This window comes from Labilibaculum antarcticum, assembly GCF_002356295.1.
GTDB classification, from domain to species: domain Bacteria; phylum Bacteroidota; class Bacteroidia; order Bacteroidales; family Marinifilaceae; genus Labilibaculum; species Labilibaculum antarcticum.
This window is the reverse complement of record NZ_AP018042.1, coordinates 253,280-274,446: the sequence shown is the minus strand read 5'-3', so window position 1 is coordinate 274,446 and position 21,167 is coordinate 253,280. Positions and strand designations below refer to the sequence as shown.

The 21,167-nt window shown below is 34.8% G+C and carries 19 protein-coding genes; 12 read left to right on the top strand and 7 right to left on the bottom strand.

The window, feature by feature from the left end; translation table 11 throughout:
* The 4 genes from hisH to hisIE are packed head-to-tail and all read left to right on the top strand — an operon-like array spanning position 1 to position 2,731.
* Positions 1 to 591 carry an imidazole glycerol phosphate synthase subunit HisH gene (gene hisH, locus ALGA_RS01035; RefSeq protein ID WP_096427535.1) on the top strand — a complete coding sequence of 197 codons (591 nt, stop codon included), beginning with the start codon at positions 1 to 3 and terminating at the stop codon, positions 589 to 591.
* Positions 592 to 599: 8 nt separating this feature from the next.
* Positions 600 to 1,331: a 1-(5-phosphoribosyl)-5-[(5-phosphoribosylamino)methylideneamino]imidazole-4-carboxamide isomerase gene (gene hisA / locus ALGA_RS01030; protein WP_197705661.1), complete on the top strand. Its 732-nt coding sequence runs from the start codon at positions 600 to 602 to the stop codon at positions 1,329 to 1,331.
* Between the two features lie 3 nt (positions 1,332 to 1,334).
* Positions 1,335 to 2,090 carry an imidazole glycerol phosphate synthase subunit HisF gene (gene hisF / locus ALGA_RS01025; protein ID WP_096427534.1) on the top strand — a complete coding sequence of 252 codons (756 nt, stop codon included), beginning with the start codon at positions 1,335 to 1,337 and terminating at the stop codon, positions 2,088 to 2,090.
* Between the two features lie 20 nt (positions 2,091 to 2,110).
* Positions 2,111 to 2,731, top strand: coding sequence for a bifunctional phosphoribosyl-AMP cyclohydrolase/phosphoribosyl-ATP diphosphatase HisIE (gene hisIE, locus ALGA_RS01020; RefSeq protein WP_096427533.1), 621 nt, complete (start codon positions 2,111 to 2,113; stop codon positions 2,729 to 2,731).
* 2 nt (positions 2,732 to 2,733) lie between these two features.
* Here the strand turns inward: hisIE and ALGA_RS01015 are convergent, their stop codons facing one another.
* Entirely contained in the window at positions 2,734 to 4,377 is a 1,644-nt protein-coding gene (locus tag ALGA_RS01015; RefSeq protein WP_096427532.1) for an ATP-binding protein, read from the bottom strand.
* A 154-nt stretch (positions 4,378 to 4,531) separates the two neighbouring features.
* On the bottom strand, positions 4,532 to 5,050 hold the full coding sequence (locus ALGA_RS01010; protein WP_096427531.1) for a nitroreductase family protein: 519 nt from the start codon (positions 5,048 to 5,050) through the stop codon (positions 4,532 to 4,534).
* A gap of 218 nt (positions 5,051 to 5,268) precedes the next feature.
* Between ALGA_RS01010 and ALGA_RS01005 the strand changes: the two genes are divergently transcribed.
* The 8 genes from ALGA_RS01005 to ALGA_RS00970 all read left to right on the top strand — a co-directional run bounded on the left by ALGA_RS01005 (position 5,269) and on the right by ALGA_RS00970 (position 16,447).
* Positions 5,269 to 6,300, top strand: a complete 1,032-nt coding sequence (locus tag ALGA_RS01005; RefSeq protein WP_096427530.1) for a carbohydrate-binding family 9-like protein — start codon at positions 5,269 to 5,271, stop codon at positions 6,298 to 6,300.
* Between the two features lie 388 nt (positions 6,301 to 6,688).
* Positions 6,689 to 9,871, top strand: coding sequence for a TonB-dependent receptor (locus ALGA_RS01000; protein WP_096427529.1), 3,183 nt, complete (start codon positions 6,689 to 6,691; stop codon positions 9,869 to 9,871).
* A 276-nt stretch (positions 9,872 to 10,147) separates the two neighbouring features.
* Positions 10,148 to 11,845: a gamma-glutamyltransferase gene (gene ggt, locus ALGA_RS00995; protein WP_197705660.1), complete on the top strand. Its 1,698-nt coding sequence runs from the start codon at positions 10,148 to 10,150 to the stop codon at positions 11,843 to 11,845.
* Positions 11,846 to 12,210: 365 nt separating this feature from the next.
* Positions 12,211 to 12,552 carry a helix-turn-helix domain-containing protein gene (locus ALGA_RS00990; protein WP_096427528.1) on the top strand — a complete coding sequence of 114 codons (342 nt, stop codon included), beginning with the start codon at positions 12,211 to 12,213 and terminating at the stop codon, positions 12,550 to 12,552.
* A gap of 388 nt (positions 12,553 to 12,940) precedes the next feature.
* The gene (locus ALGA_RS00985; protein ID WP_096427527.1) at positions 12,941 to 13,465 is read left to right on the top strand and encodes an NUDIX hydrolase; all 525 of its coding nucleotides are present in this window, start codon (positions 12,941 to 12,943) and stop codon (positions 13,463 to 13,465) included.
* 4 nt (positions 13,466 to 13,469) lie between these two features.
* On the top strand, positions 13,470 to 14,219 hold the full coding sequence (locus ALGA_RS00980) for a hypothetical protein (RefSeq protein ID WP_096427526.1): 750 nt from the start codon (positions 13,470 to 13,472) through the stop codon (positions 14,217 to 14,219).
* 7 nt (positions 14,220 to 14,226) lie between these two features.
* Entirely contained in the window at positions 14,227 to 15,279 is a 1,053-nt protein-coding gene (locus ALGA_RS00975) for a glycosyltransferase family 9 protein (RefSeq protein ID WP_096427525.1), read from the top strand.
* A 64-nt stretch (positions 15,280 to 15,343) separates the two neighbouring features.
* Positions 15,344 to 16,447: a CDP-glycerol glycerophosphotransferase family protein gene (locus ALGA_RS00970; protein WP_096427524.1), complete on the top strand. Its 1,104-nt coding sequence runs from the start codon at positions 15,344 to 15,346 to the stop codon at positions 16,445 to 16,447.
* 33 nt (positions 16,448 to 16,480) lie between these two features.
* On the opposite strand, the gene ALGA_RS00965 is transcribed toward ALGA_RS00970, so the two are convergent.
* The 5 genes from ALGA_RS00965 to map all read right to left on the bottom strand — a co-directional run bounded on the left by ALGA_RS00965 (position 16,481) and on the right by map (position 21,095).
* Positions 16,481 to 17,206, bottom strand: a complete 726-nt coding sequence (locus tag ALGA_RS00965; RefSeq protein ID WP_096427523.1) for an SDR family NAD(P)-dependent oxidoreductase — start codon at positions 17,204 to 17,206, stop codon at positions 16,481 to 16,483.
* Entirely contained in the window at positions 17,207 to 17,677 is a 471-nt protein-coding gene (locus ALGA_RS00960; protein ID WP_096427522.1) for an adenylyltransferase/cytidyltransferase family protein, read from the bottom strand. It abuts the gene before it with no gap.
* A gap of 919 nt (positions 17,678 to 18,596) precedes the next feature.
* Positions 18,597 to 19,409: a glycosyltransferase family 2 protein gene (locus ALGA_RS00955; protein WP_096427521.1), complete on the bottom strand. Its 813-nt coding sequence runs from the start codon at positions 19,407 to 19,409 to the stop codon at positions 18,597 to 18,599.
* A 59-nt stretch (positions 19,410 to 19,468) separates the two neighbouring features.
* Positions 19,469 to 20,182: a 2-C-methyl-D-erythritol 4-phosphate cytidylyltransferase gene (gene ispD, locus ALGA_RS00950; protein WP_096427520.1), complete on the bottom strand. Its 714-nt coding sequence runs from the start codon at positions 20,180 to 20,182 to the stop codon at positions 19,469 to 19,471.
* 133 nt (positions 20,183 to 20,315) lie between these two features.
* Positions 20,316 to 21,095, bottom strand: coding sequence for a type I methionyl aminopeptidase (gene map, locus ALGA_RS00945; RefSeq protein ID WP_096427519.1), 780 nt, complete (start codon positions 21,093 to 21,095; stop codon positions 20,316 to 20,318).
* Positions 21,096 to 21,167: the final 72 nt, after the last annotated feature.

Below are 21,167 nucleotides of genomic sequence, written 5' to 3'. Positions count from 1 at the left end.
ATGAAGGATCAGAAAATTGTAATTATCGATTATGATGCAGGAAATATTCAATCTGTAAAATATGCTTTAGAACGTCTGGGAATTACTCCTGTTGTCTCGAATAATGAGGAAGTGATTCGCAGTGCAGACAAAGTAATATTTCCGGGAGTTGGTGAAGCTGCCTGGGCAATGAATTCACTACGCAAGAATGGTTTGGATAAATTGATCCCTCAATTGACACAACCTGTGTTGGGTATTTGTTTGGGAATGCAGCTGATGTGTGAAAGCTCCGAAGAAAGCAATACAAAAGGATTGGGCATTTTTCCACTCCAAGTAAAACGCTTTACCAATGAACGCAAAGTGCCTCACATGGGATGGAATCAGTTGGATGAGTTGAAAGGAAGCTTGTTTGATGGTGTTCAGGAAAAAGAGTACACTTATTTTGTACATTCCTACTATGTTCCCTGTTCCGAAGAAACTGTTGCTTCGTGCAACTATATTTTAGATTTTAGTGCATCTCTTCAGAAAGATAATTTCTATGCCTGTCAGTTTCATCCTGAAAAATCGGGATCGGTAGGAGTGAAGATCTTGGAGAATTTTGTCAATTTATAGAAAACATCATGAGCAGAATAAAAATAATACCAGCCATCGATACCATAAAAGGACGATGCGTGCGACTAACAAAAGGAGATTACGATACCGAAAAAGTATATAGTGAAGATCCATTACAGGTAGCTAAAGGTTTTGAAGAATTAGGAATTACCCGTCTGCATTTGGTCGATTTGGAAGGTGCAAAGTCAGGACATATTTGCAATTCGGAAGTACTGCGAAGAGTAGCTTCAGGAACCAATCTGAAAATTGATTTTGGAGGAGGAGTGAAATCTGATGAAGATATTGAATTGGCTTTTCAATGCGGAGCCAATCAGGTCACTGGTGGAAGTATTGCCGTTTCAAATCCTGAACTGTTCGAAAAATGGATGGAGAAATACGGATCTGAAAAAATGATTCTGGGAGCCGATGTTCGAAACGAAATGGTTTCAATTTCGGGATGGAAAGAAGATTCCGATTATCACTTGTTCAAATTTTTGGATAATTATCAGAAAAAAGGTGTGAAAACAGTAATCTGTACCGACATTTCGAAAGATGGAATGTTGCAAGGACCTGCCGTTGAGTTGTATCAATCTGTAATGAAAGAATTTCCAAATTTGGAATTGGTGGCAAGTGGTGGAGTTAGTAACATTGAAGATGTTCGCATTTTGAATGAGATTGGTTGTTGGGGCGTGATTATTGGTAAGGCGATTTACGAGAAGCGAATTGATATGAACGAATTAGTTAACGAATTTATCCTGTAAAGTATGCTGTCGAAACGAATAATACCCTGTTTGGATGTAAAAGACGGAAGAACAGTTAAGGGAGTTAACTTTGTTGATTTAAGAGATGCGGGTGATGCTGTCGAGTTGGCTGCCTACTACGCAGAACAGGGAGCCGACGAATTGGTCTTTTTAGACATTACAGCCACTCATGAAAAGAGGAAAACACTTGTCGATTTGGTTCAAAAAGTAGCCAAAGAGCTAAATATACCTTTTACTGTTGGTGGCGGAATTTCTACTCCTGAAGATGTTGGGATTCTTTTGAATGCCGGTGCTGATAAGGTATCAATAAATTCTTCAGCTGTTCGTAATCCAAAGCTAATATCAGATTTGGCTTCCCGATTTGGAAGTCAGTGTGTTGTTGTTGCTGTAGATGCCCGCTTTGCTGATGGCAAATGGGAAGTCTATTTGAATGGCGGAAGACTAGCGACAGGAATTGACCTGTTCGATTGGATTTTGGAAGCGGAGAGATTGGGTGCAGGTGAAATCTTATTTACCTCCATGAATCACGATGGAACCAAGAATGGATTTGCGAATGAAACTTTGGCGAAGCTATCCGAGATGATAAATATTCCGATCATAGCTTCGGGAGGAGCAGGAAATATGGAGCATTTTGCGGATACATTTACCGAAGGAAAGGCTGATGCCGCTTTGGCAGCCAGTGTTTTTCATTTTAAGGAAATAGAAATTCCCAATTTGAAAAAGTATTTAAAAAGTAAAGATATACCAGTTAGAATATAAACGAACCACAATTATAAAAGATGAATTTTAAAGATCTGACAAACCAAATTGATTTCGAAAAAGGAGAAGGACTTGTTCCTGCAATTATCCAAGACGTAAAAACACAAAAGGTGTTGATGTTGGGATACATGAATAAAGAATCGTACGAAAAAACCATTGAAAGCGGAAAAGTAACTTTTTATAGTCGTACGAAGCAAAGATTGTGGACAAAGGGAGAAGAGAGTGGTAATTTTCTGAACTTGAAAGACCTGAGTTTAGATTGTGATAACGATACTTTGTTGATTCAAGTAGATCCTGTGGGACCTGTTTGCCACAAGGGAACAGATACTTGTTGGGCTGACGAGAATAAGGCTTCATCCATTGATTTTTTGTTGCAGTTACAGCAGGTGATTAATGAGAGAAAGAAGAATTTGTCAGAAAAATCCTATACCGCAAGCCTATTTCAAAAGGGAATCAATAAAATCGCTCAAAAAGTAGGAGAAGAGGCTGTTGAATTGGTGATTGAAGCCAAGGATGAGGATAAAGAGCTATTTATGGGCGAAGCTGCCGATTTGATGTTTCACTATTTGGTGCTTCTTGCAGCAAAAGATTATAAGTTGGAAGAAGTTGTTCGTCTTTTAGTAGAGCGCCATAGTAAGTAGAATTAATAGATTGGAAGGGTAAAATAGAATGATGAGCCATGGCCCATTGTTGATTTTACCCAAATTTCCCCATTCATTAATTCCAATAGCTTTTTACAGATATTAAGTCCCAGCCCCGATCCGCGGTACAAAATTGAAGCGTCTTTTTCAATTTTCATAAACCGATCAAAAATTAAAGGGATCGATGCTTCTTCAAGACCAATTCCTTCATCTTTAACACAAAATAGCAATTCGTTAGCATTTTTGTAGTTCACACTAATGGTAATGTTTCCTTGTCTGCTGAATTTTATTGCATTATTTATAAGGTTGTGAAGAATTTGCCTGAATCGAAAAGGATCAGTATTTATTTCGAATGAATCTTGTTTTAATAAATTTGAAAATTGAAGCTGGACGTTTTTATCTTTTGGAATAGCAAGCTTATTGGTATTTATTACCTCTTCAATACAATTAATCAGATCAATTTTTTGATTTTTGATTGAAATAAGTCCGGATTCAATTTGAGATAAATCAAGAATTTCATCAATTAGTTTGCTTAAGGAATCGCAATTAACACTTATTATTTGTGAGTATTTTAATTTCTGTTCTTGTGTCAGCTCATCGCTTGTGATTAGTTCTGAAAATCCCTGGATTGCATTCATTGGCGTTCTAATCTCATGCGACATATTGGCAAGGAAAGAGGATTTGAGTCGATTACTTTCTTCAGCTTTATCTTTTGTTTTATTTAATTGGTAAGTTTTAGTGGCTACACTTCTTCGTAACGATTTATTCCATAGGTAAATTGTTAATCCTATTAGAATAAAAAGGATGAAGAGTATAATTACGATACTTTTAAAGATGTATGTACGATAAAACGGAATAGCTTGAATAGGAATCCATTTATCTAGAATTTTATCTTGTTCTTTTGGACTAATACGGGAAAGTCCTTTGTCGATTATTCGGGTCAACATGGCCCAATCTTTCCGTATGGCAAATCCCAATTCATTGTCGTATCCAATATTTCCTACAATTTGGAGGTTGGATAAAACTTCTTTGTGTATTTCATAAATAGCATATCCTTGTTGCGTTATAACTGCATCAACTTTCTGGTTTGATAAGGCTAACAAGCAAGCTAAATCATTCGGAAGCGGATAAAGCTTTAATTCCGGATATAAAGATTTTAAATGTTCATGCACTGCATAGTTATCTACTACGGCGATTCGTAAATTTTCCAATTCATCAATTGTAATATTGTCAACATTGTTTTTTCTCATGATAATGACATGAGGAATGGAGATGAATGGTTTGGTGAAATGAAAGTAGTTTCTTCTGTCTGCAGTTTCCTGAATTTCCAGAATTACATCCACCTGTTTTGTTTTTCCAGCATCCAGAATATTTTTCCAGTTATCGTAGTATGCTTTTTTAAATTTGTAGCCGATGTTATTCTCTAAAAGAGTAAGAATATCTATTGAAATACCAACTGAATTATTGTTTGCATCGGTAAATTGGAATGGAGGGAAAGTTGTGCTTACTGCAACTTTTATACTTGGATGATTGTGTAACCAAATCCTTTCTTTCTGCGTGAGAATATCTTCCTGCTTGTAATTACAGGAAGATGTAATAAGAAGAAATCCGGCTGTTAGCAGGATCAAATATTCTTTAACCCTCATGTTGCTAATTTATGTTTTAAATATTACAGAATAGTCCAGGTTTTGTTGTATGAATATTTAAGTATCAATATAGCTTTTTTTTTAACAGGAATAAAATAGTAAAATTGGGAAGGTGAAAAAAATGAGGATCAATTTGATCCTCATTGGTAGTGCATTAGAATGAATTAGTATGGAGTTTTTCTTTTTTGAGATGAGTCTCGTCACGACCAGCTTTCTCGCCATCTTTATAACCAATAGCGATAATCGCCAGTATTTTAATATTCGAAGGAATGTTTAATACTTCCTGAATATAGGATTCTGCAGATTGTTCATCATTGTATTCTCTTTCCCTTATTTGAATCCAACAAGTGCCTAATCCTTCTTTTTCAGCTTGTAACTGTATAAAAGAGGCTGCAATGGCGCAATCTTCTATCCAAACATCACTTTTGGTAACATCGCCTGCCACTATTATTGAACAGCTTGCGTTTTTTAGAAATCCAGCGCCAAGAGGTTTGCAGACTGAAAGCTTCTCATTAATCTGCTTTTCATCAATAACTACAAATTCACATGGATATGCGCTTTTTGATGAGGGAGCTAATAAGGCTGCCTGCAGAATACGGTCAAGCTTTTCAGCTTCAATGTCTTGATTGGTAAATTTTCGAATACTTCGTCTTTTGTATAGTAGATCTAACATGAGTTCAATTTTTTATCTTTTTTTCAAAAGTAAGAATAATTGATTTTTTTTCATCATACTAAACCAGATTAGTATTGATGGTTTGGAGGGTTAGGCTTTAAACTCCCGTAAATGTTGCAATGTTTGGATTTGAATGCTGAGATTTATCCTTAAATTTGAAAAGAGTAAAAGAATAAATTTACGTTTGATTTAAATAAATTTTAAATACACTGGCTTATATGAGAACGACTTTACTAATAGCTTTATTACTAACTGTTTTTTCATTGGGGAAGGCTCAAAATCATCCCAGTTCATATCTCTGTTATAAAACTTCAAATCCTATAAATATTGATGGGCTTATTGATGATCTAGAGTGGGGAGATGTGAATTGGTCTGAATCTTTTGTAGATATTGAAGGAGATACAAAACCTTTGCCAACATACAAAACACATGTGAAAATGGCATGGGATGAGGATTATTTTTATGTAGCGGCTGAACTCAATGAGCCTAATGTGTGGGCGAATTTAAAACAGCGGGATACCGTTATATTTTACGATAATGATTTCGAAGTATTTATTGATCCTCAAGGGGATAATCACAGATATTATGAGTTCGAAATGAATGCTTTAAATACCATTTGGGATTTACTGATCGCAAAACCATATCGTGATGGTGCACCAGCAATAAATGCTTGGGATATAAAAGGCTTAAAATCGGCAGTAGCTATATATGGAACCATAAATGATTCTTCGGATAAGGATGATAAATGGACATTGGAAATTGCTTTTCCCTGGGAAGTATTAAAGCAATGTGCTCCGGAACAGCGAAAGCCAAAAAATGGTGAGCAATGGCGTGTTAATTTTTCCCGTGTAAATTGGGATGTGAAAGCAGAGAAGGGAGCTTATGCAAAGTGTATTGATCCTGAAACAGGAAAATCTTATCCGGAACACAATTGGGTGTGGTCTCCGCAAGGAGTTGTTGCAATGCATCAGCCAGAGACTTGGGGTTATGTGCAGTTTTCAACAACAAAGGCAGGAGAGGGAAGTGATGCTTTTAAAATTGATGAAGATTATTCATTGAAAATGGAGCTTGTTAGATTGTATAATCAGCAGAAACAATATTTTAACAAAAATACTTCCTACCAAAAAAAATTGGAATCAGATTACCCCATTCAAGTAGAGATTACAAAAAAGCAATTTCTAATTTATGCAAAAGGAGAGTCTGGAAAAATTTGGTACATCGACCATGAAAGTAGAATTTGGAGCGAATAAAATTTAGGTGTTGTTTTTACAACACTTTTTTTGTTTTATGTTCATTTGAATTTATTGAAAGAAATATTGAATTAGGGCATTTTTGAATCAAAAATGGAAATTTACAGAAATCAGAAGACTGTTTTAAGAGATATTTGGCATGAATTTAAAAAAAACAGCAATAGAAAAGTTATTAAATTACATGTTTGATTATGATTATAGTAATCATGTTCAATCAAGGATTTTTAACATCTATTAACATTTGCGGTTGTTGTGTTTAGTTAACAAAATAACTCGGGTGTGGTTGTGCAATGAGTTGATTGTTAATAATTATGAATAAAAGATTTGAAGGTTTGAAATAGTATTTTGTATTTTAGGGTAACCTAATTATAATTTAATCTATTTTAATATGAAGAATGTTAAATTACTATTTCTGATTATTGCAATGGCAGGTTTCTTGCCAAATGCTTTTTCTCAAGGGGTGACAACCTCATCAATGCGTGGGAAAATTGTTGATCCAGGCAATGTTCCTGTTTTTGCCGCAACCGTAGTCGCTACCCATACTCCAACAGGAGCACAGTATGGAACCATTACCCAAGACGATGGTCGTTTCGATATGCGAAACATGAAAATTGGTGGGCCTTATACTGTAACTGTAACTTTTATTGGTTACAAGGAAACAAAGCAAGAGAATATTTATTTACAGTTGAATAAAACTGCGGAAATAAATTTGGTTCTTCACGAAGACAACGTTCAGATTGATGAAATCACAATTGTTTACGATAAGAACGATGTGATAAGTCAGGACAGAACTGGTGCCCAAACAAATATAAACCGTGAGAAAATTGTTGCCTTACCTACAATTTCAAGATCTCAGGGAGATTTAACTCGATTAACACCAGAGTCGGACGGAAATAGTTTCGGAGGACGAAATAATCTATATAACAACTTCTCGTTGGATGGTTCTATTTTTAACAATTCTTTCGGATTGGATGTTTCGACTCCTGGCGGTCAGGCCGATGCTCAACCTGTATCTTTAGATGCAATTGATCAAATTCAGGTTTCATTGGCTCCTTTTGATGTTCGTGAAGGTGGTTTTACAGGGGCTGGTGTTAATGCAGTAACAAAATCGGGTACTAACGATTTTAAGGGGACAACTTACTACTATTTTCGTAATGAGAATATGATCGGAGATAAAGTGAATGGTCTTAAAGTTAAAAACACCGATTTCAGCACAAAACAATATGGTGTTAGTGTTGGAGGTCCGTTGATTAAAAATAAATTGTTCTTTTTCGTTAATTACGAGCAGGAAAGAAGAGACCAATTGGCTCACGGTTTCGTGGCTGATGACGGTACTAATAGCAATAATTCAAACACAGCACGGGTTCCAGAAGCTGATGTTAAAGCAGTTCAATCCCATTTAAGAGATCAATGGGGATACGATCCCGGAGCGTACCAAGGATACAATCACGAAACATCAAATGATAAGTTTTTGATTAAACTGGATGCGAATATTTCTCGAAATCATAAGGTAGTGCTTCGTTACAACATGTTGGATGCATGGAAAGATATTCTTCCTCATCCCGAAGCTGTTGGTGGTCGTGGCGCAACAAGTTATCGTTTGCCATTCGAAAATTCTTCTTATCGGATTTTTAATAAGATCAATTCTGTTGTTGGGGAATTAAACTCAAGATTCTCAAGTAAAATTTCTAACAAATTACTACTTGGGTATACATCTTTCCGTGATAAGCGTACTCCTAAATCTGCACAATTCCCGGTTATTGATATTTTGAACGATCAAGGTCAGGTTGCAATTACTGCTGGTTCCGAAATGTTTTCAACCAATAATGTTTTAAATCAGGATGTATACCAAGTTTCTGATAATTTAACTTACTATTCAGATCGTCATGCGATTACAGTTGGATTTAATTACGAGCGTTTTAAATTTGAGAATTCATTCAATCTATTCTATTATCCTTGGGTTACTGCATTCAGTACTCAAAACTTCTTAAATGATGATTTTGCTTATTTTGTTGGTAATCCAACAAATGATTTGAATCAGGATGTGACAGATGCCAATAAAAATGCTTTTGCATGGTCGGATGTTGATGTTGCTCAAATTGCATTTTATGCTCAGGATGAATTTCAAGTGAATGATGATTTGAAATTGACTTTAGGATTGCGTGTCGATCTTCCAAAGTATTACAATGATATACCACAAGATGAGGCTACTGATCGGGCTAAGAATTTCGAGGGTTGGGTTACTGAAAAAGGAAATTCTGTACGATTGGATCCAGCTACATGGCCAAATTCCAATATTATGTGGTCTCCACGATTTGGATTTAATTACGATGTAAAAGGGGATAATACCATGCAATTGCGAGGTGGATCAGGAATTTTTACCGGTCGTATTCCTTTTGTATGGTTAGGAAACCAATCTACCAATGCTCGAATTGATGCGGGTTATGAATTTCAATTGAATTCAACTGCCGATGATTTTAAATATCCGCAGGTATGGAAAAACAACCTGGCAATGGATGTGAAATTTGGAGATGGCTGGTTAGCAACTGTTGAAGGAATCTACTCGAAAGATGTTAATGCGGTTGTTCACCATAATTACAACATGCTGCCTCCATCAGGAAATTTATCAGGAACAGGAGATACCCGTGCTCAGTTTGCAGGTTTTAATGAGGTGAATATTTATTCTGCTTCCGCAGGATCAGAATCGTTTTTGGAAGCGGGTGCGATTGTTCTGGATAATACCAGGAAAGGCTATCAGTTTACAACAACGGCTAAATTATCCAAAAGATGGGATTCTGGTTTATCTGCAGATGTTGCCTATACTTATTTAAGTGCAAAAGATTTAACTTCTATTCCTGCTGAGATTGCAGCAGATGCATTCCAAAGAAACCCTGTGGTGGGTAATCCTAACGATCCTGCTTACTCATGGTCAAGATATGGTTTGCAGCACAGAATTATTGCTTCGGCTATGTATAAAGTAAGCTACGGTAAATTTGCTTCTTCATTTGCTATGTTTTACGAAGCTGGTAAAGGAAATCGTTACTCTTATACCTATACTGGTGATATTAATGGCGATGCCATTGCAAACAATGACTTAATCTATGTTCCAAGAAATTCAAATGATATTAATTTTGGTACTGTTGATGGCAGCGGGGTTGGTGTTGTTGCAGCAAATGCTTCGCAGCAGTGGATTGCTTTGGATAAATTTATTAGTCAGGATGATTACCTAAAAGACAGACGTGGTGAGTATGCTGAGCGCAATGGAACTATGACGCCTTGGTTTGGTCAAATGGATTTCCGATTCATGCAGGATTATAACTTTATGGTGGGAAATAATAAAAATACACTTCAATTTTCTATCGATGTATTAAATCTTGGAAACATGATCAGTTCTAACTGGGGAGTTCGTCAATATGCAAACACAACCAATCCAATTACTGTAAATGGAGTTGATAATAATGGGACTCCATGGTTGCAGTTCGATCCCGATTTAAAGGATTCGTACATTGATGATATATCTGTTAACTCAAAATGGCAGTTACAAATTGGAGTACGATACATTTTCAACTAAAAAGAATTTGGCTTTAAAAAAATGAAGCTGACATAAGTCAAAGAGCTGTTGCAATGCAACAGCTCTTTTTCTTGAAATGTATTGTATCAATAGTTTCTTGAAATTTTGTAAATCCTTGATTTCTATTGTGATTTACTGAATGGATATCTCAATGTGAAGATCAGAAAACAAGCATTCTGTAAACCAATCGAATATCTCATGTCTGATATCTAACAATCTATTGTTGTAATGAACAAATCCTATTTATCTTTAGGAGATTTTACTAATCTACTGACCATGCGCACTACTAAATGTCTATCAATTCTTTTATTTATTTCTCTGTTTGTCTTTTCATGCAGTAGTCCTCAAAAGCCCAAATCCTATAAAAATGGGATTGTGGTAACCGCTCATTATTTGGCTTCCGAAGTTGGAAATGAAATACTGCAAAAAGGGGGGAATGCCTTCGATGCAGCTATTGCAGTTCAATTTGCATTGGCAGTGGCCTATCCAAGAGCTGGAAATATTGCCGGAGGAGGTTTTGCAGTAATCCGTACTTCTAAGGGAGAATACAATTCTCTCGATTTTAGAGAAACAGCTCCAAGAGCAGCCTATGAGCAGATGTATTGCGATAAGAAGGGGAATGTAAATTCTGATTTGAGTCAGAAAGGGCATTTGGCAGTTGGAGTTCCCGGTACGGTTGATGGAATGGTAAAACTACATCAGAAATATGGAAAAATGGAATGGAAGGCATTAGTTGCCCCAGCAATTAAATTGGCCATGAATGGTGTTGCTTTAAGTTTGTCGGAAGCGAATAAATTAAATGATTATCGAGATCAAATCAGAAATCAGAATAAAGGGAAAGAGACAAATCCTTATGTGAGAGAGAATCTTTTTGAAGAAGGAGATACATTGATTAATATAGCTTTGGGAAGAGCGTTATTACGGATAAAAGAAAATGGACGAAATGGTTTTTATGAAGGTGAAACTGCTGATTTAATTGTTTCCGAAATGCAAAAGAATGGCGGTATGATTACGGCAGAAGATCTTCAGGGATATCAATCGGTATGGAGAACACCTGTAATGGGTGAGTACCGTGCACACAAAATCATTTCAATGCCTCCGCCATCAAGTGGAGGAATTGCATTACTGGAATTGTTATATGGTGCAGAGCAGTACAAAATGAATGAATTTGATTTTGGATCTTTTGAGCACATCCATTTAATGGTCGAGCTGGAGAGAAGAGTGTATGCCGATCGGGCTACCTGGCTTGGTGATCCGGATTATTACGAGGTTCCTGTTGATCGATTAATCGATGAGGCGTATTTAGAGAATCGTTTTTCTGACATTGAGATGGATAAGAAAACAAACTCTCAGGATATTAAAGCGGGAACTGTTGAACTAATAGAAAGTTTCGAAACAACTCATTTTTCTATTGCTGATTCAAAAGGGAATGCAATTGCTGTTACCACAACATTAAATGGCAATTACGGAAGCAAAGTGGTCGTTGATGGCGGTGGCTTTTTCCTAAATAATGAAATGGATGATTTTAGCAGCAAACCTGGCTTCCCAAATCAGTTCGGATTGGTTGGCGGTGAAGCGAATGCTATAAAAGGCGGAAAACGGATGCTAAGTAGTATGACGCCTACAATTGTGGAGAAAAATGGGAAGTTGTTCATGGTATTGGGCTCCCCGGGAGGATCGACAATAATCACATCAGTATTTCAAAACATTATTAATCGCATTGATTTTGAAATGGCACCTCAACAAGTTGTAAATGCTCCAAGAATCCATTCGCAATGGTTACCCGATGAGGTATATGTTGAGACAGATTTTCCATCGAAAAATGTTTTAGATAAACTCAAAGCAGCAGGACATGTAATAAAGTCTCAAGCAAAAATAGGCGTGATGTCCAATATTTTTGTTTCAGATTCGGAGGAATACATTGGTGTGGCTGATACTAAAAGACATGCCGATAGTAAGGCCACCGGATATTGAAAAGTGATTCTAAAATTCAGATTTTACACCAATCTAATTATTTGATTTTATTCAATAAACACAGGATGTCTCTATTCTATAATAGAGAAAGCATACAAGAAAATAGATAAGCTACATGAAGCAATAGAAATGTGATGTGTAAAAATAGAAATGTACTGAGAAGCAAAAGAGATGCTATTTGGAAAAATAGGAATGTACTATGGAATAATATAAATGTACCATTGGATAGTAGAAATGATGTTTGGAATAGTAGATAAGATAGGGTAAAAAATAGAGTAAATATGAATAGTTATCGCTTATTTGTTTGATATTTAGATAGATTTGAATAAATTAGATCCTGTTAATCGTAAAAAAAACATTTCATTATGAAGAAATTGATGCAAATACAATCCGATCTTAAGGTGAATGAATTAATTAAGGAGGAAATGAAAAAACAAGCAGTTTCGTCAGTCGAACTTGCTGAACGATTACACATCGCACCTTCATCGGTATACAATATTTTAGAAAGCGATAGTATTCAAGTTGCCCGACTTGAAACCATTAGCAAAGCCCTAAAGATCAATTTTTTTCGAATTGTGGCTGAGCAGATCAATATTCACGAACCTGCTAATGAGAAAATTGAATCATTGGAAGAACAAGTAAGAGATCAGAGAAAAGAGAATGAGATCTTAAAGGAAGTAATAACTTTACTGGGAGGTAATAAATAAAAAAGACAAATTCCATACGGAATTTGCCTTTTTTGGTCTTATGGTAGTTGGGTTAGATTTTTATTCTTGTTTTCAATTTAGCAAATAAAAATAATGGGCGGCCAGAATATCTTTTCTTAATCAGTAATAGCGACTTATTGAAACATGAAAAAGATAAACCTCAATAAAAGGGTTAGGATAGAAACGAGGTTGGCTCGTCCCATTAGTTATTTACTTCGTTTTAAAAGTAATAACTTTTTCAAAAGATCAAACAGCTAAATAGGATTTACAGGCTTATTTTTTGTCAATCCAAATAAATATAATGTCAATATTCATTTAAAAATAAGCTTTGATTTTTGTGAAACTAATTTCATTCAAGTAGATTTGCGGTTCATTAAAAAAATGGAAGATGAGTCCTACGTTTCCTCAAAAGGTAATAAAATATTGTCCCAAATGCGGAGGAGCTAAGTTTCTCTATAAAAGTGACAATTCATTTTTGTGTGAGAACTGTAATTTTCATTTGTATGTAAATGCCTCTGCAGCAGTCGCCGCTTTAATCGTTAACGATAAAGGGGAGTTGATGCTTGCCCGAAGAGCTGTTGAACCCCAAAAAGGAATGCTCGATTTACCCGGAGGATTTGTGGATGTAATGGAAACAGCAGAACAAGCTCTTTGTCGGGAAATTATGGAAGAATTGGGTGTGGAAATTACCGAATTATCCTACTTCATGTCTTGTCCAAATGAATATGTTTACGGAGGATTAAGCGTATTCACCTTGGATTTAGCCTATATTTGCAAAATTGAGTCTTTTTCTAATTTAAACGCAAAAGATGATATCTCAGGATTTGAATTTTATCCTCTTGATAATATTCCTTTCCCTGAAATAGGATCGGTTTCGATGAAGGAAATTATTAAGGTATTTGTAAATAAATAATTGAATGAGAGTACATGTTAATCCTAAATACAATAAGCTAAAAAGCTTTTTAATCGAATTACCCGATAAATTTGAAGAAATTGGTACATCCATATACAAAGGACGCAACGAAATAAAAGTAATCGAAGTTGAAGGAATTAAAATAAATGTTAAGTCTTTTAAAATTCCACATCTAATTAATAAAATTGCATATGCCTGGTTACGAGGGTCTAAATCTAAGCACTCTTATGAGTATGCAATGAAAATGATTGATTGTGGAGCAAATACACCAGAACCTGTTGCTTGTGTTGAGCTATTGAAGGGGGGATTATTCAACCGGAGCTTTTATGTATCATGTCATTATGAATATGATTTAACGATAAGAGATTTAATCGGATTTGATTATCCTGACAAGAATAATATTTTAAAACAATTTGCCGTATTTACCTACAATAAGCTTCATAAAAATGGGATACATCATCTTGATTATTCTAGAGGGAATATACTTATTAAGAAACTTGATGATTGTAAATATGAGTTTAGTGTTGTGGATATTAACAGAATGAGGTTTGAAGAAATAGACTACCAAAAAGGACTTCAAAACTTTTCTCAGATTTGGGCAAACGAAGAGGAATTGGAAGTTGTTGCTCGGGAATATGCAAGAATAAATGGCAAGGATGAGAACGAAGCAGTAAAGTTACTGATTCAATTTGATAAAGAGCACAAGGCAAAAATCAATCGGAAAAAGGCTTTGAAATCCAAATTAAGAAAATAGAGCAATCATGAAAAATAGTATTGTCCCTATAAAAAATGCAAAGAAGATCATTGTGCGACTACCCAATTTTTTGGGAGATTCGATAATGAGCACTCCTACTTTACAACTTTTGCTTACAGAATACCCAACTGCTATGCTTACCATAGTCTGTAAGGAGCCAATCTCAGAATTATTTCAAGATTTTACTAGAGTTGAAGAAATTATTATTGATGATACGAAAAAGAAAGGGAATCGAATTCTTAATGTTATAAAATTGATTGGAAAAATAAGATCTGAAAAATATGATTTAGGGGTATTGTTTCATAATAGTTTTTTAAATGCCCTGATTTTTAGATTGGCCAGGATTAGTCATGTGATCGGTTATAAGAATGAATCAAGAGGTGTTTTACTTACTTATGGGCTGAAGATGGAAAGGAGAAGACATTATGTCAATCATTATGCTGAACTCGTAAATTCGTATTTGAATGATAAATATAAAATCTTACCTGAATTAAACATTTCTATTCCGGAAGGTAATTTTATTGGTGATTTCGATGAGAAACGTCCTATAGTTGGATTAAGCTTAGGGTTTGATGAGCAGAAAGGTAGATCATATCCGAAATCAAATAGCATTTCATTAATTCACGAGTTACTAAAATTGAACAAATATAATTTGGTAATATTAGGTGGAAAGTCGGAGGTCAGTCGCGGATCAGAATATATCAATCAAATTTCTGCTTCAGATCACAATTTTGTGAGAAATCTGACGGGTAAATTAACTGTTCCACAGTTTGTAAATGTTATCTCTAATTTGGATTTACTGGTTACCATTGACTCTAGTCCAATGCATATAGCAGCATCGGCAGAAACCCCTTTTATTGTTCTTCTTGGTAAATCTACAAGTCCTTTTTGTACCGTGAAGCCTAAAGTTGATTTCGGAGTTTATTTGAAAAATGAAAATAGTTTGCTTGATGAAAGCTTATTTATTTCTCAGATAACACCACTTGAAATTATTGAGCAGATTGAAGCTTTTTTTTGTAATAAATCCAATTGTATAACTAACGTTTTGACAAGTGTGTAGTTTTTTGTTAATGATTGGTTGGGTGGCTTTAAGAGGTCGTTTACTAATAGTTAAATAGATATTTATGAATGTGACGAAGTATTTTGCAGTTTTTTATACTGAGCAAATTTATTTTTTGCCACAATTCTTACCCGTGGCGAAGGAAATGAAAAGGAGAGGGTTGCCATATCTGATTGTTTTGAAGGGAACTACGAGTAGGGATATGTTTGACCAAAATGAAAGAATTATCAAGATATGCGAAGATAAAAATCTTTCATTCCAACTTGGAATTAATGGGCTTGATAATGCTAGCATTGAGTATTTAATTTGTGGAGGAGACGAACATCCAGATGTAAATATACCTTATAAGAAATCGGTATTAATCGTACATGGTATTGGAACTAAACGAAGTGCTTTTGCCGAGGAAAAGAATAAATTTGATATCCGTTTTATTGAAGGCGATTTCAGGTTACGAAAGTTAAAAGAGTTATATCCAGATGCGAAAACAATTTTGGAAAATGTTGGTTTCTCGAAGTTGGATGATGTATTGGCCATGAGTAATGAAGAGGTCGACAAAATGTACGAAACGTACGGATTTGATCGATGTAAAAAGACATTGCTATATGCTCCTACTTTTTATCCAAGTTCATTGGAAAGAATGCCAAATAATTTCCCTGAACAATTCAAAGACTACAACTTAATTATTAAACCACATTTCTTTTCTTATATTCGAAAAAAATATAAACGTCAGAGAAGAAAACTTGATATTTGGGCAAAGTATAAAAATGTATATGTTGCAGGTTTCGACGATTTTAATATTGTTCCTTTCTATGCTTTGGCTGATTTATTAATATCCGATGAATCATCAGTAGTATTTGAATTTGCAGCACTTGATAAGCCCGTTATTCTAAATCGATTCTTAAAATTGAGGCTGACTTACAGGTTATTTGGTCAACGAAAATTGAGGAAGAGAATGGAGCCTGCAATGGATCAATTCCGTGATTTGGGTGAGAATATATGGCATTACAAAGACCTAAAGAAGGGCGTAGAAAAAGAGCTGGCAAGCCCAGAGAATTTCAAACAACGAAGAGCTGAATGTACACATGAAATTATTGGACTTGTTGATGGAAAAGTTTCGGTTCGAATGGTTGATGTTTTAGAAAAAAACCATTCTGATAAAACGAAATAATTACGAATAAGAAAGAGGGCATTGCCCTCTTTCTTATTCGTAATTATAGCCTCCGTCGAGCTGAATGACTTGGCCTGTAAGGTATTCGTTTTGTGTTATTTGATGACAAATATTTGCTACTTCTTCCTCTTTGGCAAACCTCTTAAGTGCAATTTTTGATTTGATCTTTTCACGAAGCCATTCTGGTTTATCCTTTTGCCAATCAGTATCTACAAAGCCTGGAGCAATTGCATTTATCCTAATTTTATCCTGTGAAAGGAATTTCACCATATTTTTGACCAATGAATGAATTGCACTTTTAGTAACTCCATAAGATATAGAAGCAGAATGAGGAATATTGCCTAGCATCGAACCAATAAAAATAATATTTCCTCCTTTGGTAATGTTTGGTACTAATTCTTGTAGTAAGAAAAAGGGAACATTTACATTGGCATTAAAAACGCTAAGCCAATCTTTTTGTTTTACCTCACCCAAAGGACTTCGATCAGTTAAACCAGCATTAAAAACCAGCAAATCAATTTTGGGGAGAAGTTGCCTCAATTGAGTCGCAACTATTTCTACCTGATTTAAATCTGATAAATCTGCTTTTAAAATTGAAAAATGATCAGAATATAAAACACTGATTTCTGCTTTTAAATGCTCTGCTGATTCTTCAGAATTACTGTAATTAAAAACTACAAAATACCCTTCTTGTAGTAATTTAAGTCCAATAGCTTTTCCAATTCCTTTGGTAGATCCGGTTACGAATGCATATTTCATTTACTTTTTATTTGGGATTTTGATAATGTCAGGATTCTCATGATTATCTATTCTCTTTTTAATCTCAGAATAGCTTTCATAGATTTTTTCCTTCAGAACAGTACTGCTTGTTCCTGCACCATATGGGAAATAAAAAACTTTTACTCCTTGGTCTTCAAGATAATCGTACTTGCCTGTCCAATCGTCACCAACCACAAAAATGTCAATATGAAGTTTCTTTACTATTTCAGTATGGTCAAGTGATCTTTGTGGAATAACCATATCAGGAGCTTTCATTCCTTCAATAATAGCTAATCTTTCTTCAAAGGGGACAATTGGAGGTGCTTTGTAGGAACTAACTAGCTCGTCAGTACTAACACCAACAATAAGAAGATCACCTAAGGCTTTGGCGTAGTTAACCATCTTTAGATGATTGCTGTGAAACATGTCAAATGTCCCCGAGGTATATACTATAATTCTTTCTTTACTCATGTGATTTAGTTTAAGTAATCAAGCCAATTAAATAGAATTGTGGGGCTTGATTTGTGTTATTGTTTGCTCTAAAAATAGTTTTTTTTTATGGAATATTTCTTTAATCATGATTAATAAGAAAATGACAGGTAATAACAAGATTGCTTATTTGTTAGGCAGAAAAAATTGATATGATATTAATCGAATTAATTTCTGCTTTTTAATATTTACTCTTCCTGCACTAAATTCTGCTCAAAGGTAGTTTTATATTCGATTCGTTTCCTTCAACAAGAAGGATCTATTCGTTAGGGAGGCATTTTATAACAACACGATAATGATCTGTCTAAATAATATTAGGATCTTGTAGAGCTATACTGTAAGGTGTAAAAGTGAAAAACGAACCTATTGTTGTTCTTGGCAATCGCAGGTTTTTATGTCCAATTCACACTAATGTGCGCTTACAATTTATGAGCTTTAGCAAATAAAGTACCAGTGATTGCAACAATGGCTGGAGCTATCCCAGAAGCTATAAAACATGAGTCGTCTGGGCTTTTATCGGAGACTTGGGAAAGTCGTTATCGGAGAATACTTTAAGGTTAAGGGTTGACGGCCAATTAAGATATGATATAATGGTTAATGCTGAAAAGTTACTGAATGATCGGTTTACTGATGAAGTAATGGGGAAGAATACTTATGAGATTTATTGTGAGTGCATTAAGGGTTGATAATTAAGTGCTCTGCTTGCGGTTTAATTCTTAAAATAAATAATCATTCTTTTTTTGTATATGATACTATAAGAATATTCATATATCTATCCACCAAACAATCAATTGTAAATTGGTGAAGTTCAATCAGGAAAGGTGAACAGTATAATCAGTTTGTCATATTAAAAAAAAAGGTTAGACTTCGTTAAAGTCTAACCCTATATTATTTATACATTTTACTGGATCGTGTCAATATATTTATTAATTCCATTTTCACAGAAGGACAAGCTTAGATTTTTACAATCGTAATACATTTTCTTATTCTTTATAGAGCTAGCTCTTGAACTTTTAGGATGATACAAATGATATTCTACAGCCATAAACAATAAAGTTGTTTTTCTTACTCCTGAGTTCATTAGGCGCTCGACCATTTCAATATCTTCGTATCCCCAACCAACAAAACCTTCGTTATAACCATTAATTTTCACAATATCTTCTTTCCAGTAGGCCATATTACATCCCACATTTCCCTTTCTTGAGGTATTACTTCGTTTGTTTCTGTAAAAGGGAGATAAGCATGGGATTCTGAAAAATCTTTTGCGTTTTTTTATGTCCAGAATATTAAATGATAGTTTATCAGGCTTATCAATTAAGCGACTAGTTTTATTTTTACGAACGAAACTTCTGTTACCGCAAACAAATTGTCTTGGTTTTGCTGCGGAAATATGATCCTCTACAAATTTTGGATGCATTATGATATCGCCATCTACTTGCAAAATATAGTCAGAGGTGACCTGAGCTATGGCTTTGTTTAATATTCTACATCTCTGAAATCCATTGTCTTCTTGCCATACATGTTTGATTTTACATGGTAATTTATCACGGTAAGAATCAATAATATCTTTTGTCTCTTTTTTTGAGCCGTCATCGCCTATAACAACTTCGTCAGGCATAACAGTTTGTTTCATTATACTTCTAAAAACTAAATCTAGAAACTTAGGACTATTATATGTAGTTATAAGAAGTGAGGTTGATATATTATTTTCCATTTGTTTTATTTGTTGCTATGTGATTTAGTTGTTCTATCAGTTTGTGCAAATATATAATTTTACTTAGGAAATTTTAACTTCGTATTTATTAAAATCTGCTCCCCAAATACCAAATCTCCTTCAAAAGTAATTTTGATATTTGATTCATCGCCTTCAACAATATAGATGGCTTCATTTGGCAGGTATTTCAATACCACTCCACAATCATCGGTAGCAACAAAATTAGCATCTTGCATGGCAATGTCGTAGGCTTTTTTAATCACCTTGTATGAAAATGCTTGCGGGGTTTGAGCTCTTCTTAAAAAGCTTCTTTGCGGAACAGAAACAATTCGATCATTTTCGTCGACCTGAAAAATCGTATCGACTGTTGTTATAGCAACGGCAACCGATTTTCCTTTTTTAAGCTGAGAAATTACATTAGTAATGATCTTGTCGGTTACGAATGGACGAACGGCATCGTGAAAGATTAAGTTGATATCTCGATTTTCTTGATATGCATTAATAGCCGCAAGACTTGAATCACTTCTTTCTTTACCACCCGGTAAAATGTGCATCACTTTTTTAAATTGATTGTTCTGAACAATACTGTCAATCTCCTGAATAAAATCAGAATGAATAATAATACAAATTTCATCGATTAAGGAATGCTTTTCGAATGTTTCAATAGAATGCTGAATGATTGGTTTTCCGCCAAGCAGTAGAAATTGTTTAGGTATAGATCCACCCATACGTTTTCCACTTCCTCCGGCCAATATAACAGCTATATTTTTCATTTTTCTGATTTAAATTAACGAATCGAATTTACAACAAAATAGGCTTTTGTAAAAGCAAAAAAAGAACCGTTCCAAAATTGATTTTGAAACGGTTCCTCTTGATATTTATATAGAAGTAAGTTATTACTGATATTTACTTGAAAATATCATAATCACCTACATCCGAAAGAATTTCAAATCCATCTTCAGTTACTAAAATTGTATGTTCGAATTGTGCGGATAACTTCTTGTCAATAGTACGAGCTGTCCAGCCATCTTTTTCATCAACAATGGCTCTTGGTTTACCCAAATTAATCATTGGTTCAATGGTGAAAACCATACCTGCTTTCATCTTTGGTCCGGAATTTTTGGGAGCGATATGCTCAACTTGAGGCGCTTCGTGAAATTCGATGCCAACACCATGACCACAAAATTCGTAGACAACACTGTATTTTTTTCCTTTGGCAAAACGTCCTATCATAAAACCGATGTTGCCAAAGTAATTGCCAGGTTTAACTTGGTCAATTCCCAAATACATGGCGTGTTCAGTATCTTCAACCAAATTAGCTGCTTCTTTTGAAACTTCTCCAATAGTAAACATGGTACTGGTATCTCCAAAGTAACCATCTAAAATTGTAGTCACATCAATATTCAAAATGTCACCATTTTTAAGAATGGTTTTTTCATCCGGAATACCGTGGCAGATTACATTATTTAAAGAAATACAACATGATTTTGGAAAACCATGATAATTAAGAGGTGCAGGTATTGCATTATTATTTCGAATGTATTCTTCAATCAACTGATCTAAATATTCTGTGCTAACTCCTTCTTTAACGAAATCGCTAATATATTTTAGAGTATTTCCTGCTAATTGAGAACTTTTTCGAATTCCCTCAATTTGTTCCGGTGTTTTAATGATTATTTCACTCATAGTCTTGTGTTCTTAAGAACCTAATGGTTCCTTCATTATTTAAGGAGGCAAAGGTCTGCATAGAAATCGAAT